The following is a 16,502-nucleotide window of genomic DNA, read 5'->3' as shown; positions in this document are numbered from 1 at the left end:
GACCGCGAGAAAGAGCCCCGCCGTGGCCTCCCCGCCCCCCTCCGCGTCCGCCTCTCCTGACGACTTCCCGCCCGCACGCACCCGCCCGGCCCGGCTCGTGGTGCTCGTGTCCGGCTCCGGTACGAACCTGCAGGCCCTGCTCGACGCCATCGCCGCCGACGCCGGCGGCTACGGCGCCGAGATCGTGGCCGTGGGCGCCGACCGGGACGCCATCGCCGGCCTGGAGCGCGCCGCGCGGGCCGGGATCCCGACCTTCGTGTGCCGGGTCAAGGACCACGGCTCGCGCGAGGCCTGGGACGCCGCGCTCGCGGAGGCCACCGCGGCGTACGCGCCGGACCTGGTCGTCTCGGCCGGGTTCATGAAGATCGTGGGCAAGGAGTTCCTCGCCCGGTTCGGGGGCCGGGTGGTCAACACCCACCCCGCCCTGCTGCCCAGTTTTCCCGGAGCCCACGGCGTACGCGACGCGCTCGCGTACGGCGCCAGGGTCACCGGGTGCACCGTCCACTTCGTCGACGACGGCGTCGACACCGGCCCGATCATCGCCCAGGGCGTGGTCGAGATCCGGGACGAGGACGATGAAGCCGCTCTGCACGAGCGGATCAAGGAAGTCGAGCGACGGCTGCTCGTCGATGTCGTGGGGCGCCTGGCCCGTAACGGCTACCGCATTGAGGGACGAAAGGTTCAGATCGGTGAACTCGGTTAGTACGGACGCCGTCAAGCCCATCCGGCGGGCGCTGGTCAGCGTCTACGACAAGACGGGGCTTGAGGAGCTGGCGCAAGGGCTGCACGCGGCCGGGGTCGAGCTGGTGTCCACCGGGTCGACCGCCGCGAAGATCGCCGCCGCCGGGGTGCCGGTGACCCGGGTCGAGGAGCTCACCGGGTTCCCCGAGTGCCTCGACGGGCGGGTCAAGACGCTGCACCCCAAGGTGCACGCGGGCATCCTCGCCGACCTGCGCCTCGACGCGCACCGCGCGCAGCTCGACGAGCTCGGGGTGCGCCCCTTCGAGCTGGTCGTGGTCAACCTGTACCCGTTCAAGGCGACCGTCGCCTCCGGCGCGAGCCCCGACGAGTGCGTGGAGCAGATCGACATCGGCGGCCCCTCGATGGTGCGCGCCGCCGCCAAGAACCACCCGTCGGTCGCGGTGGTCACCAGCCCGCAGCGGTACGCGGCCGTGCTCGACGCGGTCAAGAACGGCGGCTTCGACCTGACCGCCCGCAAGCGTCTGGCCGCCGAGGCGTTCCAGCACACGGCCGCCTACGACGTGGCCGTCGCCTCCTGGATGACCAATGTGTACGCGCCCGAGGAGGACGGGGCCGCGCTGCCCGAGTTCCTCGGCGGCACCTGGGAGCGCAAGTCCACGCTGCGCTACGGCGAGAACCCGCACCAGGCGGCGGCCCTCTACACCGACGGACAGCCGGGCGGGCTCGCCAACGCCGAGCAGCTGCACGGCAAGGAGATGTCCTTCAACAACTACGTGGACACCGAGGCCGCGCGCCGCGCCGCCTACGACCACGACGAGCCCTGCGTCGCGATCATCAAGCACGCCAACCCGTGCGGCATCGCGGTCGACGCGGACCTCGCGGCCGCGCACCGCAAGGCCCACGAGTGCGACCCGCTCTCCGCGTTCGGCGGCGTCATCGCCGTCAACCGCCCCGTGACGGTGGCGATGGCCGAGCAGGTAGCCGAGATCTTCACCGAGGTCATCGCGGCCCCGGGCTACGAGGACGGCGCCGTCGAGGTGCTGGCCCGCAAGAAGAACATCCGGGTGCTCAAGGTCGACGGCACCCCGCACCAGCCGGGCGACCTCAAGTCGATCTCGGGCGGCGCGGTGCTCCAGCACACCGACCTCTTCCAGGCCGAGGGCGACGACCCCGCGAACTGGACGCTGGCCAGCGGAGAGGCCCTGTCCGAGGCCGAGTTGAAGGAACTCGCCTTCGCCTGGGTCGCCTGCCGGGCGGTCAAGTCCAACGCGATCCTGCTCGCCAAGGACGGCGCCTCGGTGGGTGTCGGCATGGGCCAGGTCAACCGGGTCGACTCGGCGCGGCTCGCGGTCGAGCGGGCGGGCGAGGAGCGCGCACGGGGCTCCTACGCCGCGTCCGACGCGTTCTTCCCGTTCCCCGACGGTTTCGAGATCCTGGCGAACGCCGGGGTCAAGGCCGTGGTCCAGCCCGGCGGTTCGGTCCGTGACGAGCTGGTCGTCGAGGCGGCGAAGAAGGCGGGCGTGACGATGTACTTCACCGGCACGCGCCACTTCTTCCACTGATCCTGGATCGGCGCCGAACGCGCGAAGGGCCGCGCTCCCCGGAAGGAGCGCGGCCCGACGGGACCGGTGAGGGTCAGGCCTTCTTGATGACCAGCGTGCCGGCCGCCCGGTCGTGCCAGCCCTGCAGCTTGCCGGAGTTGTCGAAGAACGGCGACAGGTAGACCAGGATGGCGCCGATGTAGCACAGGAACGCGCCGACGATCGGGATGATGTAGCGGATGAAGCCCGCGCCCAGACCCGGGTTCTGACCCGTGTTCTCCTTCACGACGCGCAGACCGAGGGCGAGCTTGCCCAGGGTCGCGCCGACGAGGGAGACCATCAGCCACTCGTAGAGCAGCGTGAAGGCACCGATGACGGCGAGCCAGGTGAACATCACCGAGACGATGCCGGCGCTCGCGTCGTTCATGCAGGACGAGTAGTCGGCCGAGTTGGGGTCGCAGTCCTTGGCGATGCCGACGGCACCGGCGAGGCCGACGGCCATGATGATGCCGAGGATGACACCGATCGCGACACCGTCGATGAGACGGGCGCCGAGGCGGCGGCCCATCGAGGCGACCTCGACGGTGCCGAGCACCGGCACGTTGATGAAGCCGTTGTTGGCCTGGAGGGTGCCGGGGGCCTGCGGGTAGCCGTAACCGGGAGCCTGGCCCGGCTGCTGCGGGTAGCCGTAGCCCTGCGCCGGGACGCCCTGCGGGGCCTGCTGGCCCTGCGGGTAGCCGTAGCCGGGCTGGCCCTGCTGCTGGCCGTACGGGTTGCCGCCCTGCGGGGGCTGCTGGGGCTGCTGCCCGTAGGGGTTGTTCGGGTCGCCGAAGCTCATGGCGGATTTCCTCCGTTGGGTGTTGCGGGGACGACGCGGCCCGAGCGGAGGAATAGCTGTTGTGAGCGGATCGCCCCCCGGCACTGCCCGCGGCACTGCGCGGATCATCGTTCTAAACGAGACATAAGTTTGTCCAGCCGGTTGCTGGATGTGTTGTGCAAGTGCAACTTGGGCGATCATGCGTCGCCCTGAAAGAATGGGAAACATGACCGCCCAGATTCTCGATGGCAAGGCCACCGCCGCAGCGATCAAGTCCGAACTGGCCGTCCGCGTGGCGGCCCTGAAGGAGCGGGGCGTCACGCCCGGCCTGGGAACCGTGCTCGTCGGGGAGGACCCCGGCAGCCAGAAGTACGTCGCGGGCAAGCACCGCGACTGCGCCCAGGTCGGCATCGCCTCCATCCAGCGCGAGCTGCCCGCGACCGCGACGCAGGAGGAGATCGAGGCGGTGGTGCGGGAGTTGAACGAGGATCCGGCCTGCACCGGCTACATCGTCCAGCTCCCGCTGCCCAAGGGCATCGACGAGAACCGCATCCTGGAGCTGATGGACCCGGCGAAGGACGCCGACGGCCTGCACCCCACGAACCTCGGGCGCCTGGTCCTCAACGAGCCCGGCCCGCTGCCGTGCACCCCGTACGGCATCATCCAGCTGCTCCGCAAGCACGGCGTGGAGATCAACGGGGCCGAGGTCGTCGTGGTCGGACGCGGTGTCACCATCGGGCGCTCGATGCCGCTGCTGCTCACCCGCCGCTCCGAGAACGCGACGGTCACCCAGTGCCACACCGGCACGCGTGACCTCTCCGCGCACCTGAAGCTGGCGGACATCGTGATCGCCGCGGCGGGCGTGCCGCACCTGATCAAGCCGGAGGACGTCAAGCCGGGGGCGGCCGTCCTCGACGTCGGCGTCAGCCGCGACGAGAGCGGCAAGATCGTCGGCGATGTGCACCCCGGCGTCGCCGAGGTCGCCGGCTGGCTGTCGCCGAACCCGGGCGGGGTGGGCCCGATGACCCGCGCCCAGCTGCTCGTCAACGTCGTCGAGGCGGCCGAGCTCGCCGCCGACGCGGGCTGACGGGAAAGGCCCGGAGCATGGGTGCTGCCAGGAGTCACGAGCCGGCCGGGGACACCGGGACGTCCGCCGCCGAGGGCGCGTCCGCGCCGGACGCGCCGTCCGGGCGGGCCCGCGCGGGCGGCTCGCGGCGGTTCCCGTCCATCACCCGGGACACCGCGCGCCCCGAGGGCGGCGGGCGCGCCGCACCCGGGGACGCGCCGGCGCCCGCCCGCCAGTGGCCCCTGCTCTCGGTCCTGATAGCGGTCGGAGTCGGGCTGCTCGTCGTGGCGACCGAACCGTTCGGGCAGGCCTTCCGCATCGGGCTCGTCATCATCGGCGCCGCCCTGATGGCGGGCGCGGCCCTGCGCTGGACGCTGCCGTCGGTGGGCATGCTCGCCGTCCGGTCCCGCTTCACCGACATCACCACGTACGGCGTGCTCGGTGTGGCGATCGTGCTGCTGGCCCTGATGGCCCAGCCGCGGCCCTGGCTGAACATCCCGTTCCTGGAGGACGCGGTCCACTTCACGGTCCGCTAGCGGCACGGCGGACGGCCCGCACCCCCCCCGGTGGGTGCGGGCCGTCGTGCCGAGGGGGCTCAGCAGTGGGACGCCGTGCTGATGCGGATCTTGTCGACCACCCAGGAGTTGAACGTGGTGGTGTTGCCGGGCGGGGTGCACCACGTCTTGCCGTTGGTGAAGTGGGTGTAGACGATGTCGTCGTGGCGGGTGTTCACCATGGACGTGGCGCCCTTGCTGCTGCCGAGGTTCTGCCAGCCGCTGGTGACGTCCTTGAACTGACCGGTCTTCGTGGCTCCCTTGTAGAAGCAGACGTACGGATAGGCGCAGCCCGCGGCGGCCTGCTGCGGGGCGGCCGAGGCCGGCGGGGCGAAGGCGAGGCCGGAGCCGGCCGCCAGGGCGGTCACGGCCAGGGCGAGACGCTTGCGAAGGTTCATCGGTCCGTTTTCCTTCCCGGTCACGAGCCGGGTCCCCCCGTTGGGTCCCCCGATGTGGCCCGTGCCGTGCGGCGGCGCGGTGCCGGAGGTCGGCCGGCGCCGGGTGCCGCTGCGGCAAGAACCTACGGGCGCCGGCCCCCCCGGGTCGTCGGGCTACGGGTTGAACCGCGGGCCCACCGGGCGCGGTAGCCCGCCGCGTCCTGCAACTGCCGTGGTACCGCAAGAAGTTGACGCCGCCCGTGCGCGCCGGGGCTACGCTGCGACGATGCGGATCCGCCCCCAGCTCGCCGATGCGCTCATCGCCCTGGCGCTCACGAGCGTGTCGGCGGTCCTCGGCCAGGAGTCCGGCGCCCAGGGCTGGGACCCGCTGGACGCCCAGGGGTACGTCCTCGTCGTGCTCGCCGGACTGCCGCTCGCGATGCGGGTCCGCGCGCCGCTCACGGTGCTCCTCTGCTCGCAGCTCGCCTTCGTGGCGTACGTGGCCTCGGGGTACTGGCCGGTGGTGACCACCTTCGGGCCGATGCTCGCGCTCTATACGGTGGCGTCCCTGCGTCCGGCGCGCACGGCCGTGGTCTGCGGAGTCCTGATGTCGGGGGAGTGGGTCTACGCGGGGGCCGTGAGCCCCCGGAGCTCGATGGCGTCCGTGGTCTCCCAGGCCGCCGTGTTCACCCTCGTCCTGATCCGCTTCGGGGCGCTGGCCCGCCGCTCCAACGAGCTCACCCGGCAACTGCGCGGGGAGCAGGCCCGGCGGGCCCGGCGTGAGGTGGCCGCCGAACGGGGCCGTATCGCCCGGGAGTTGCACGACGTGGTGGCCCACCACATGTCGGTGATCTCCGTCCAGGCCGGGCTCGCCGGCTTCGTCTTCGCCTCCGATCCGCCGACCGCCCGCGCCGCGCTGGCCACCATCTCCGGCACCAGCGCCGAGGCCCTGGAGGAGCTGCGCCGGATGCTCCAGGTGCTGCGCGAGGCCGAGGACGCGACGCCCGGCGCCCCGATGCCGGGCCTCGACCGGATGGGGGAGCTGGTGGAGCGGATCCGGGCCGGCGGCGTCCCCGTCACGCTGCGCACCGTCGGCGCCCCGCGTCCGCTGGCCCCCGGCGTCGAACTGTGCGCCTACCGCGTGGTGCAGGAGGCCCTCACCAATGTGCTCAAGCATGCGGGGGGCGCCCGTGCGGAGGTCCAACTGTCCTACGCCTCGCACGCGTTGACGGTTTCCGTCGTCAACGCGGGCCCGGATCCGGGCCGAGAGGCGGTGATTCAGGACAGAGTGCGCAGCGCCGGCGGACACGGCTTGATTGGCATGCGGGAGCGGGCCAAGCTCTACGGGGGGTCGATCAGCATCGGCCCGCGGAGCGATGGCGGGTTCGCCGTGACCCTGACCCTGCCGACCTCCGCAGGGGCGGTCCAGGGGGAAGAAGACGCATCGGGATGATCAGGGTGCTCGTCGTGGACGACCAGTTCCTCATCCGTGCGGGACTGACCGGGCTGCTGCGGGCCGCCCCCGGGTTCGAGGTCGTCGGCGAGGCGGGCAACGGCGCCGAAGCGGTCCGCGAGGCCGCCGCGACCCGGCCCGACGTGATCCTCATGGACGTCCGGATGCCCGGCATGACCGGCATCGAGGCCACCGAGCGCATCCTGGCCGCGGCACCCGAGCCGGCGCCCCGCATCCTGATCCTGACCACCTTCGACCTCGACGAGTACGTCTACAAGGCGCTGCGCGCCGGGGCCGCCGGGTTCCTGCTCAAGGACTCGGGGCCCGAGCGGCTGCTCGCGGCGGTCGCCGCGGTCGGCGGCGGCGACGGACTCTTCGCGCCCAGCGTCACCCGGCGCCTGGTCGAGGCCTTCGCCCGGCGACCCGAGGCGGGCCCCGCCGTCGGGCTCGACGCGCTCACCGCCCGCGAGACCGATGTGCTGCGCCTGACCGCCCGCGGGATGTCGAACGGGGAGATCGCCGACCGCCTCTTCATCAGCGAGGCCACCGTCAAGACCCACCTCAACCGGGCCATGAGCAAGCTCGGCCTGGACAGCAGGGCGCAGGCGGTGGTGGTGGCGTACGAGAGCGGCCTGGTCACCCCGGGCCGTGCGGGCCCCTGACCGGCGGCCGTGCGGGGCCCCGCACGGCGGCCCCGAACCGGTGCCCCGGGCCCGGCCTGCCGGGCACCCCGCGTCCCGCCCGGGGAACCGGTGCGCACCGCCGGGGGAACTGACATCCTGGGGCCGTGCATCCCTGGGGGCAGTGACGGACGTAGGGGGAAGCGATGCCGCGCTGGAAGGCCCTGCCGGACGAACTCGACCCGCAGGTGAGGGAGTTCGCGGACCAGCTGCGCCGTCTGGTGGACCGCAGCGGGCTCAGCGTGGCCGCGATGGCCGACCGCACCGGGTACGGCAGGACGTCCTGGGAGCGCTATCTCGGCGGACGTCTGCTCGCGCCCCGGGCCGCCGTCCTCGCGCTCGCCGAGGTGACCGGCGCCAACCCCGTCCATCTGACCACCATGTGGGAGCTGGCCGAACGGGCCTGGAGCCGCTCCGAGCAGCGTCAGGAGCGCACCCTGGAGGCCGCGCGGGCGGCCGGCGCGCGGGCCGGGGGGCCGGGGCCGGCCAACGTGCCCGCGGCCCGGCGCGCCGGGGTGCCCGGCGCGGGGCCCGCCGACCGCAGACCGCCGGTGCGCCGCGATCCGGGCCGGCCCGCCGCGGGGCAGCGCCGCCGGATCGTGATGTTCCTGGCCGGGGTCGTCGGCGCGCTCCTGGTCATCACCTCGGCCGTGCTCCTGACCGACCTCGGCCGCGACGACGCCGGGCCGCGGGCGAAGCCGGCCCCGACCCGTTCCGCGCCCGCGTCGCCGGCGCTGCCCGCCGGAGTGAAGTGCGTCGCCGCCTCGTGCACCGGGCAGGACCCCGAACTGATGGGCTGCACCGACAAGTCGGTGCAGACGGTGGGCACCGCCAGGCTCGGGCCCACGGTCGTCGAGGTGCGCTACAGCAGGACGTGCGCGGCGGCCTGGGCCCGGCTCAAGCAGGTCGCCCCGGGCGACCGGGTGCAGATCAGCGCGGCCGCCACGGCCGGGGACGCGGTGGTGGCCGACGCCTACCGCGACACGTACACCAAAATGCTCGCCGTGGACGGCCCGGCGGCGGCGAAGGCGTGCGCCACGCTGAAGAGCGGCAGGAGCGGCTGCGCCACCGGGAAGAGGCCCGCCGCCGGGGCGGGAACGGCCAGTACCGGTCAATGATCGATCAGCGTGAGGCGTCCCACAGGTCCCCGGGGGTGTGAGGCGGCCCGGGTCGGATAGCCTGACCGCTGGACATCTCTTCACGTCAAGATTCAGACGGTCGCACGTCAGGTTCCCGGCGTACGGGGTGCCCGGAAACGAGGGGCAACCCCCCACCACCCGCTGTTCCCAACGGAGATCGCCATGACCCGCACTCCCGTGAATGTCACCGTCACCGGCGCGGCCGGCCAGATCGGCTACGCGCTGCTCTTCCGTATCGCCTCCGGTCACCTGCTCGGCCCGGACGTGCCGGTCAACCTGCGCCTCCTGGAGATCACCCCGGCCCTGAAGGCCGCCGAGGGCACCGCCATGGAGCTCGACGACTGCGCCTTCCCGCTGCTGCGCGGCATCGAGATCACCGACGACGCCAACGTCGCCTTCGACGGCGCCAACGTGGCCCTGCTGGTCGGCGCCCGCCCGCGCACCAAGGGCATGGAGCGCGGCGACCTGCTCTCCGCCAACGGCGGCATCTTCAAGCCGCAGGGCAAGGCCATCAACGACAACGCCGCGGACGACATCAAGGTCCTCGTCGTCGGCAACCCGGCCAACACCAACGCGCTCATCGCGCAGGCCTCGGCCCCGGACGTACCGGCCGAGCGCTTCACCGCGATGACCCGTCTGGACCACAACCGGGCGATCTCGCAGCTGGCGAAGAAGACCGGCACCACGGTCTCCGACATCAAGCGCCTGACCATCTGGGGCAACCACTCGGCGACCCAGTACCCGGACATCTTCCACGCGGAGATCGCCGGCAAGAACGCCGCCGAGGTCGTCAACGACGAGCAGTGGCTGGCCGACGAGTTCATCCCGACCGTCGCCAAGCGCGGCGCCGCGATCATCGAGGCCCGTGGCGCGTCCTCGGCCGCCTCGGCCGCCAACGCCGCCATCGACCACGTGCACACCTGGGTCAACGGCACCGCCGAGGGCGACTGGACCTCGATGGGCATCCCGTCGGACGGCTCCTACGGCGTCCCCGAAGGCATCATCTCGTCCTTCCCGGTCACCGTGAAGGACGGCGCGTACTCGATCGTCCAGGGCCTGGACATCAACGAGTTCTCGCGCAAGCGCATCGACGCCTCCGTCAAGGAGCTCACCGAGGAGCGCGACGCGGTCCGCGAGCTCGGCCTCATCTGAGCACGACCCCATCCGAGCAGCCGCTTCAACCGGGCCCCCCGGCCCGCCCGTTGAAGCACCCGTGACGAAGCCCCGGCAGCCACTGCCGGGGCTTCGCCCGTTTCCCGCCGGGTGCTCCCGGGGGTCCGTTACGCGCGCACCGCGTCCCGGGTCAGCTGGACGGCGGCGAGCAGGCTGAGCTCCGGCTGGGCCTTGCGCAGCGCCTTGATGGCGTGGACGGACTCGTCGTCCGGGCCCGTGTAGCCGACGGAGGCGCGCTGCTCGCGCACCCAGCGCCCGCGCAGCTCGCCGTCCGGCCGGGCCGCCGCCCGTTCCGCCACCGCCAGAGCCGCCCGGAGCCCCGGACGCTCCGCCTCACCGGCGCCCTCCAGCGCCTCCCGCAGTGTCTGGGCGATGTCCTGCGCATCGCGCAGCACCAGTACCGAAAGCTCCTTGCGGCCGAACATGCGATCTCCCCGATGGTCGTGGTCGTGGTCGTCTTCATGATCAATGTAGGCCGGGGAGGCAGGACATGGCGAAGCCCCCGGCCCGCAGGCAGGGGGCTCCGTCTCAGGACCGGGTGCTCACAGCTCGCGCACCTGGCGGGCGATGTCCCGCAGCGCGTGCGTCGCGCGGAGCTGGAGGCCGGGGCCGAACGTGATGCGGCCCGCGCCCAGTTCACCGAGCCGGCGCGGCCCCGGGGCGTCCGGCAGGGCCGCCATGTTCACCGGCACCGGCACGGCCGCGGCGATCTCCGGGAGGTGCTCGGGCGGAGCCGCGAACGGGTAGACGCCGTCCGCGCCGGCCGCCACGTACGCCCGGGCCCGCGCGATGGCCGCGGCCTGCTCGGGCACCCCGCGCAGATAGGTGTCCACGCGGGCGTTGACGAACAGCGCGTCGCCGGCCTCGGCGCGCACCTCGGCCAGCCAGTCGGCGTGCCGGGCCGGGTCCTTGAGGACGCCGCCCTCGGAGTCCTCCAGATTGCAGCCGACCGCGCCGGTCTCCAGGAGCCGCGCCACCAGCTCCTTGGGGGCCAGCCCGTAGCCGCCCTCGATGTCCGCCGAGACCGGGATCGACACGGACCGTACGATCCGGGCGACCGCGGCGAACATCTCCTCGGCCGGTGTGGAGCCGTCCTCGTACCCCAGGGACGCCGAGACCCCCGCACTCGGCGTCGCGAGGGCCGGGAAGCCCGCCTCCTCGAAGACCCGGGCGCTGGCCGCGTCCCAGGGGCCCGGCAGGACGAGCGGGTCGCCCGCGACGCGGCCCTGGTGCAGGGCGCGGAAGGCGGCGGCGGGGTTCAGCTGTGCCATGCGGTCTCTCCGGGTGCCGTGCGGCGGGCCACCATCAGCCGGTTCCAGCTGTTGATGACGGTGATCGCCGCGATGAGGTGGGCGAGTTGGGCTTCCGTGAAGTGTGCGGCGGCGCTCTCGTACACCGCGTCGGGCACGAAGCCGTCGGTCAGTACGGTGACCGCCTCGGTGAGGGCGAGGGCCGCGCGCTCGCGCTCGGTGAACGCGTCGCCGGCCTCCTCCCAGGCGGCGAGCAGGTCGAGCCGCTCCTGGGACTCACCGCCCTTGCGGGCGGCGCTCAGATGCATGTCGAGGCAGAAGGCGCAGTGGTTGAGCTGGGAGGCCCGCACCATGACGAGCTCGGCGAGGGCCGGGTCGCCCAGACCCCGTTTGGCGGCGGCGCCGAGCCCGGCGAGGCCCAGGTAGACCGGCTCCGGGATCTGGAACTCTCTTGCCGGGGCGCTCACTTGTACATCCCCGGGGTGTAGTGGCCGGGGACGCCGCGCGTGGTCACGCCGAAGCGGTTCCAGGCGTTGATGACGGTGATGGCCGCGATCAGGTGGGCGAGTTCGGTCTCGTCGAAGTGCTTGGCCGCCTTCGCGTACACCTCGTCGGGCACGAAGCCGTCGGTGAGGACCGTGATCGCCTCGGTGAGCTCCAGGGCCGCGAGCTCCTTCTCCGTGTAGAAGTGCGCGGACTCCTCCCAGGCGCTGAGCTGGATGATGCGCTCCACCGACTCGCCGGCGGCCAGCGCGTCCTTGGTGTGCATGTCCAGGCACAGGGCGCAGTGGTTGAGCTGCGAGGCGCGGATCTTGACCAGTTCGGCGATCACCGGGTCGAGGCCCTGCTCGGCCGCGGCGTTCAGCTTGATCATGGCCTTGTAGACCTCGGGCGCGGCCTTGGCCCACTGGAGGCGGGGGGTGTGCTCGGGGGCGTGGTTCCTGCTCTCGTTCGTGGTCATGGAACGACGGTACGTGGCGTGTGGCACCCGGGTATGGTCCATTCCCATGGTGAAATCCTGGGCCACTTCTCCGGAAACACTCGGTGTCGACCTGCACATCGACGTGGGCGGCGCCGGGCTGCGCTCGGGCCTCATGGACGCCCTGCGCGAGGCCGTGCGCAGCGGCCGGCTCGCCCCGGGCGTACGGCTGCCGTCCTCGCGCACCCTCGCGCAGGACCTGGGCATCGCCCGCAACACGGTCGCCGAGGCGTACGGGGAGCTGGTGGCCGAGGGCTGGCTCACCGCCCGCCAGGGCTCCGGGACGCGGGTGGCCCAGCGCGCCGCCGCCCGCCAGGACCGCGCCCACGCCCACCGTCCGCCGGCCCGCCGCAGCCCCGCGCACAACCTCCTCGCGGGCTCGCCCGACCTCTCCTCCTTCCCCCGCGCCGAGTGGCTGAAGGCGGCCCGCCGGGCGCTGGCCGCGGCTCCGCACGAGGCGCTCGGCTTCGGCGATCCGCGCGGCCGCATCGAGCTGCGTACGGTCCTCGCGGACTATCTGGCCCGGGCCCGCGGTGTGTACGCCTCGCCGGACCGCATCGTCATCTGCTCGGGGTTCGTGCACGGTCTGATGCTGATGGCGGGGGTGCTGCGGGCGCGCCGGGTGCGCGAGGCGGCGGTCGAGGCGTACGGGCTCGACTTCCACTGGAACGTCCTGAAGGGCGCGGGGCTGCGCACCCCGGCGCTGCCGATCGACGAACTGGGCACTCGTACCCAGGAGTTGGGGGAGCGCAAGGGCGTGGGGGCGGTGCTGATGACGCCCGCGCACCAGTTCCCGATCGGGCTTCCGCTGCTCCCGGACCGGCGGGCGGCGGCCGTCGACTGGGCGCGCTCCGCCGGCGGGCTGGTCCTGGAGGACGACTACGACGGCGAGTTCCGCTACGACCGCCAGCCGGTCGGCGCCCTGCAGGGCCTCGACCCCGAGCACGTCGTCTACCTGGGCACCGCGAGCAAGTCCCTGGCGCCCGGGCTCCGCCTGGGCTGGATGGTGCTGCCCGAGCACCTGGTGGGCGAAGTCGCCGAGGGCAAGGGCGAATCGGACTGGATGTGCGGGGCGCTCGACCAGCTCACGCTCGCCGAGTTCATCGCGTCCGGCGCGTACGACCGCCATGTGCGCGGGATGCGGCTGCGCTACCGGCGCCGGCGGGACGAGTTGGTGGCCGCCCTGGCCGAGCACGCCCCGCACATGGCGGTGACCGGCCTCGCGGCGGGCCTGCACGCCGTCCTCAGCCTGCCCCCGGGTGTCGACGAACGCACGGTGATCCAGGCTGCCAACTGGCGCGGCCTCGCGATCCAGGGCCTCGGCGCCTTCCGCCACCCCGACACGGCGCCGGGGGAGTGGGGCGGCCTGGTGGTGGGGTACGGCACGCCGTCCGACTCGGCGTGGGCGGGGACGCTGGAGGTGCTGTTGCAGGTGCTGGCGGCGGTGGAGGGCTGAGGGCGCGGAGTGCTGCGTGGGGCTCGGCTGGGGGGCGGGGCTGCGTCGGCCGGGGAAGCCTCAGCCCCAGGGCCCCCGGGCCAGGAAGTCCCGGCGTTCCGGCCGGTGGTCCCAGGGGTGGCCCAACAGGGCGTGGAGCGCCCCGAGTTCGGCGCAGCTGCTCAGCAGGTCCGTGCTGCTGGTCGCGGCGGCCTCGTACAACAGGCTGACGATCATCGCGCAGGCGGGGCAGGTCCTGGGGTCGATGGTGCCCGGCCGTGGCCGGCCGAAGTCCGTGGCGTGCAGGGCGGCGAGGTCGAGGGGCATGACGCGGCGCCCCTCGCCCCGTGCCCGTCCCGGTGCTCCCGGATGCGGCCGGTGGCCCGCCGCACCCCGTCGGCGTCACCGGTCCCATGGGCCCACCCTCGCGCTGTGCTGGCCGCCTGGCAGGTGGGGCAGCCGGGCGCGGGAATGGCATCCGGGGGTGGGTCCTGGGGTGTGCCCTCCAACTGCCGCGTTGACAGGGCGAGTTCACCTGCGGCGGACTCGTCGGCCATGAGGGGGCCCTCCCGCCATTCCCGGCCGCCTGTCACTGCGTACGGCTGCTGGGCAGCACGGTTGACGTCCACTCCATCGCTCCCACGATCGGCGATCCCTGTTCGCCCTACGCAACCGCGTGGGCACGCAGAGCGGTACCGTGGAAGGGCGGTCGGAGTATGAAAGCCATGAACGGCAGTCATCCAGAACGGAGTTGAGGGCATGGCCCACCGGACGCGTACCCCCAACGAAGGCCTTGGCCGTCTGCTGGAGCAGGCGAAGTGGTCGCGATCCCAGTTCGCGCTCATCATCAACCGCATGGGCGCGGATGCCGGGATGGATCTGCGCTACGACCAGTCGGCCGTGTCCCACTGGGTTCGTGGCACGCTGCCGAACCCACCGGTGCGGCGCCTGATCATCGAGGCATTCTCGCGGAAGCTGCACCGGACCGTGACCCACGCGGAGGCCGGGCTGCCTCCGGCCGCGCGGGACCAGGCCGCCCCCGGAATCGACACCGTCGAGGAGATCGTCGACCTGGGGCGGGCCGACATGGATCCCTCGCGCCGTGGGGTCATGGCTGCGGGCCTGTTCTCCGCGGCCCTGTCCGTGCCGCTGTTCTCCGGGACGGCCCGCGCCGCCGATGCCCCTCCCGGGGAGCCGGGGCGAACCACGCGGATCGGCGCGGGCCAGGTCGAGTCCGTACGCGCCATGACGGACAGGATCGCGGACATCCTGGACGAACTCGGCGGTGCGCACGCGCGGCCGATGGCCGCCGCGTTCCTGGTCAACACGGTGGTTCCGTGGTTGCGGGCCGAGGCCACGGAGAAGGTCAGGAAGGCCATGTGGTCGGCGGCGTCGGACCTCGTCTATCTGACGGGGTGGATGGCGATGTACGAGCGGGACCACGGGACGGCGCAGACGTACTACCTCAAGGCGCTGAAGCTGGCCGACCGGGCCGAGGACCATGTGACGTACTGCCGGACGCTGCGCGGCATGAGCTTGCAGGCCTCCAACCTCGGGTACGGGCCGCTCGCTCTCAGGCTCGCGGACTCGGCGGCCGAGGCCGCCCCCAAGGCGGGCCCCCGCTTGCAGGCGTTCCTCACCGGCCAGCAGGCGCACGCCGCCTCGATGGTGGGTGACCACCGACGGGCACGGAGTCTGCTGGCCGCGACGGAGTCCGCCTTGATGCGCGCCGACAACCGGCGCGAGTCCATCGGCGGCTACGACCAGTCCGCGTATGCCTTCCACATCTCGCACGTGCTGTACGAGGGGAAGGATCTGCCGGGGTCGATCACGGCGTTGCAGCACGCGCTGCGCGTACAGCCCGCCAACGAGCGCCAGGGCCGCGTCCATTTCAACGCGGTCCTCGCGCAGCGGCAGCTGGAGCACGGCCACTTGGACGCCGCCTGCGCATCGTGGGGCCGGTTCCTGGACGACTACGAGCACGTCTCGTCCGCCCGCGGGGACGAACACTTCGCCACCATGCGACGCCGCCTCAGTCCGCACAGAAAGGCCCGGTCGGTGCGGCAGTTGTCGCCACGGGTGGGTGCCGTGGCGCTGCTCAAGGCGTGAGCAGGCGCCGGGCGCGATCCCAAGCTGCCTGCGGGCACAGGACGCCGCGTCGTCCTCGCGTGCTGGGGGCCAAGGTTCGGGCAGGTCTGCGTGGCAGGCAGGCAGGCAGGAAGGAAGGTCGGGCGCCTCGCCCGGGGAGGGACGACATGGATCCGTCGCGCCGGGGCGTGCTCGGGGCCGGGCTTTTCTCCGTGGCGCTCACCATCCCCGGCTGGCCCGACGTCGTCGGCCGCGCCGAAGCCGTGCAGTCGGGCAGGACCGCGCGTATCGGCATGAGCGACGTCGAGATGGTCGTGGCCATGACGGAACGGGTTTCGGACCTGGACGACGAGTTCGGTGGCCGGTACGCACGCCCCATGGCCGCGGTGTTCCTGGTCAACACGGTGGCCCCCGCTCTGCGTGCCGACGGCGCCGACGCCGTCAAGAAGGCCATGCTGTCGGCGGCCTCGGACCTCTGCTACCTCACCGGGTACATGGCTGTGGACGAAGGGTTTCACGGGCTGGCCCAGCGCTATTACCTCAAGGCACTCGAACTGGCCGGCGCCGCGAACGATCACCTCACCTACTGCACGACCCTGCGGGGCATGAGCGTCCAGGCCGTCGATCTGGGTCACGGACGGACTGCCGTGCGCCTGGCCGACGCCGCGGCAGCGGCCTCCCCGGCGGCGGGGCCGCGGATGCGGGCTTTTCTCGCGGGCCAGCAGGCCCACGCCGCTGCCCAGACCGGAGACCGCACCAACGCGCTCCGGTACATCCGCGAGGCGGAAACCGCGATGGACCGAGCCGAGTCCCGGGGCAGGGCGTTCGGATCGTACGACCCGGCTTCGCTCCACTACCACGTCAGCCAGGTCCGCTACGAACTCGGCGACGTGGCCGGTGCGGTGGAGGAGATGCAGAAGTCGGACCGGAGTCGGCACAGCGTGTACCGGCGCTCGCGGGTCCATCGCCGGGGGCTCCTGGCGGAGCGGCAACTGCAGATCGGCCACCTCGAAGCGGCGTGCCGGACGTGGCACTCGGCGCTTGACGACTACCCGTTGGTGCAGTCGGGCCGAGCCGATGACCGCATGTCCCGGATGATCGGGCTGCTGCGGCCCCATGCCAAGAACGCCGTCGTCCGCGAACTGTGCGACCGCGCAAGGACGTTGGTGCCTACCAGGATCCACCCGTAGCGCCCAGGGCCTTGTCGTGCCCCGGGCCCCGAAGGTGACGGGCCCGTCGAAGTAAGGG

At 72.7% G+C, this 16,502-nt stretch carries 18 protein-coding genes; 11 read left to right on the top strand and 7 right to left on the bottom strand.

What is annotated here, in order from left to right; genetic code table 11:
• Positions 1 to 97: 97 nt before the first annotated feature.
• Positions 98 to 703, top strand: coding sequence for a phosphoribosylglycinamide formyltransferase (purN, locus tag ACGF3I_RS23850; protein ID WP_393135240.1), 606 nt, complete (start codon positions 98 to 100; stop codon positions 701 to 703).
• Positions 630 to 2,264: a bifunctional phosphoribosylaminoimidazolecarboxamide formyltransferase/IMP cyclohydrolase gene (gene purH / locus ACGF3I_RS23845; RefSeq protein WP_393135239.1), complete on the top strand. Its 1,635-nt coding sequence runs from the start codon at positions 630 to 632 to the stop codon at positions 2,262 to 2,264. The genes purN and purH overlap by 74 nt, the downstream gene beginning before the upstream one ends.
• A gap of 73 nt (positions 2,265 to 2,337) precedes the next feature.
• On the opposite strand, the gene ACGF3I_RS23840 is transcribed toward purH, so the two are convergent.
• Complete coding sequence (locus tag ACGF3I_RS23840; protein WP_393135159.1) at positions 2,338 to 3,081, bottom strand: RDD family protein; 744 nt, start codon at positions 3,079 to 3,081, stop codon at positions 2,338 to 2,340.
• Between the two features lie 205 nt (positions 3,082 to 3,286).
• Between ACGF3I_RS23840 and ACGF3I_RS23835 the strand changes: the two genes are divergently transcribed.
• On the top strand, positions 3,287 to 4,147 hold the full coding sequence (locus ACGF3I_RS23835) for a bifunctional methylenetetrahydrofolate dehydrogenase/methenyltetrahydrofolate cyclohydrolase (RefSeq protein WP_393135157.1): 861 nt from the start codon (positions 3,287 to 3,289) through the stop codon (positions 4,145 to 4,147).
• Between the two features lie 17 nt (positions 4,148 to 4,164).
• Entirely contained in the window at positions 4,165 to 4,662 is a 498-nt protein-coding gene (locus ACGF3I_RS23830) for a DUF3017 domain-containing protein (RefSeq protein WP_393135155.1), read from the top strand.
• A 59-nt stretch (positions 4,663 to 4,721) separates the two neighbouring features.
• On the opposite strand, the gene ACGF3I_RS23825 is transcribed toward ACGF3I_RS23830, so the two are convergent.
• The gene (locus tag ACGF3I_RS23825; RefSeq protein ID WP_393135153.1) at positions 4,722 to 5,078 is read right to left on the bottom strand and encodes a hypothetical protein; all 357 of its coding nucleotides are present in this window, start codon (positions 5,076 to 5,078) and stop codon (positions 4,722 to 4,724) included.
• A 265-nt stretch (positions 5,079 to 5,343) separates the two neighbouring features.
• Here ACGF3I_RS23825 and ACGF3I_RS23820 point away from each other — a divergent pair, with 265 nt between their 5' ends.
• The 4 genes from ACGF3I_RS23820 (at position 5,344) to ACGF3I_RS23805 (ending at position 9,481) form a co-directional block, all read left to right on the top strand.
• On the top strand, positions 5,344 to 6,510 hold the full coding sequence (locus ACGF3I_RS23820) for a sensor histidine kinase (RefSeq protein WP_393135151.1): 1,167 nt from the start codon (positions 5,344 to 5,346) through the stop codon (positions 6,508 to 6,510).
• Positions 6,507 to 7,172, top strand: a complete 666-nt coding sequence (locus tag ACGF3I_RS23815) for a response regulator (protein ID WP_393135150.1) — start codon at positions 6,507 to 6,509, stop codon at positions 7,170 to 7,172. The genes ACGF3I_RS23820 and ACGF3I_RS23815 overlap by 4 nt, the downstream gene beginning before the upstream one ends.
• A gap of 164 nt (positions 7,173 to 7,336) precedes the next feature.
• On the top strand, positions 7,337 to 8,308 hold the full coding sequence (locus ACGF3I_RS23810) for a DUF2690 domain-containing protein (protein WP_393135148.1): 972 nt from the start codon (positions 7,337 to 7,339) through the stop codon (positions 8,306 to 8,308).
• Positions 8,309 to 8,491: 183 nt separating this feature from the next.
• On the top strand, positions 8,492 to 9,481 hold the full coding sequence (locus ACGF3I_RS23805; protein WP_393135146.1) for a malate dehydrogenase: 990 nt from the start codon (positions 8,492 to 8,494) through the stop codon (positions 9,479 to 9,481).
• Positions 9,482 to 9,609: 128 nt separating this feature from the next.
• On the opposite strand, the gene ACGF3I_RS23800 is transcribed toward ACGF3I_RS23805, so the two are convergent.
• From ACGF3I_RS23800 to ACGF3I_RS23785, 4 genes are all read right to left on the bottom strand, one after another.
• Positions 9,610 to 9,927 (bottom strand): hypothetical protein, encoded by a 318-nt coding sequence (locus tag ACGF3I_RS23800; RefSeq protein ID WP_393135144.1) that lies wholly within the window; start codon positions 9,925 to 9,927, stop codon positions 9,610 to 9,612.
• Between the two features lie 117 nt (positions 9,928 to 10,044).
• Positions 10,045 to 10,773 carry an isocitrate lyase/phosphoenolpyruvate mutase family protein gene (locus ACGF3I_RS23795; protein ID WP_393135143.1) on the bottom strand — a complete coding sequence of 243 codons (729 nt, stop codon included), beginning with the start codon at positions 10,771 to 10,773 and terminating at the stop codon, positions 10,045 to 10,047.
• The gene (locus ACGF3I_RS23790; RefSeq protein ID WP_393135141.1) at positions 10,761 to 11,219 is read right to left on the bottom strand and encodes a carboxymuconolactone decarboxylase family protein; all 459 of its coding nucleotides are present in this window, start codon (positions 11,217 to 11,219) and stop codon (positions 10,761 to 10,763) included. Before ACGF3I_RS23790 ends, ACGF3I_RS23795 begins: the two co-directional genes overlap by 13 nt.
• Entirely contained in the window at positions 11,216 to 11,713 is a 498-nt protein-coding gene (locus ACGF3I_RS23785) for a carboxymuconolactone decarboxylase family protein (RefSeq protein WP_393135139.1), read from the bottom strand. Before ACGF3I_RS23785 ends, ACGF3I_RS23790 begins: the two co-directional genes overlap by 4 nt.
• A 46-nt stretch (positions 11,714 to 11,759) precedes the next feature.
• On the opposite strand from ACGF3I_RS23785, the gene ACGF3I_RS23780 reads away from it, so the two are divergent.
• A complete protein-coding gene (locus tag ACGF3I_RS23780) occupies positions 11,760 to 13,187 on the top strand; it encodes a PLP-dependent aminotransferase family protein (RefSeq protein ID WP_393135137.1) in 1,428 nt (475 codons plus the stop codon).
• Between the two features lie 60 nt (positions 13,188 to 13,247).
• Here the strand turns inward: ACGF3I_RS23780 and ACGF3I_RS23775 are convergent, their stop codons facing one another.
• Positions 13,248 to 13,493 carry a hypothetical protein gene (locus tag ACGF3I_RS23775; RefSeq protein ID WP_393135135.1) on the bottom strand — a complete coding sequence of 82 codons (246 nt, stop codon included), beginning with the start codon at positions 13,491 to 13,493 and terminating at the stop codon, positions 13,248 to 13,250.
• A gap of 432 nt (positions 13,494 to 13,925) precedes the next feature.
• On the opposite strand from ACGF3I_RS23775, the gene ACGF3I_RS23770 reads away from it, so the two are divergent.
• Positions 13,926 to 15,275 (top strand): hypothetical protein, encoded by a 1,350-nt coding sequence (locus ACGF3I_RS23770; protein WP_393135133.1) that lies wholly within the window; start codon positions 13,926 to 13,928, stop codon positions 15,273 to 15,275.
• A gap of 146 nt (positions 15,276 to 15,421) precedes the next feature.
• Entirely contained in the window at positions 15,422 to 16,444 is a 1,023-nt protein-coding gene (locus tag ACGF3I_RS23765) for a transcriptional regulator (protein ID WP_393135131.1), read from the top strand.
• Positions 16,445 to 16,502 lie beyond the last annotated feature (58 nt).

Source organism: Streptomyces sp. NPDC048111 (assembly GCF_043202815.1).
Lineage (GTDB): Bacteria > Actinomycetota > Actinomycetes > Streptomycetales > Streptomycetaceae > Streptomyces.
Note: the sequence above shows the minus strand (reverse complement) of the source record. Positions and strands in the feature narration are given on the sequence as shown.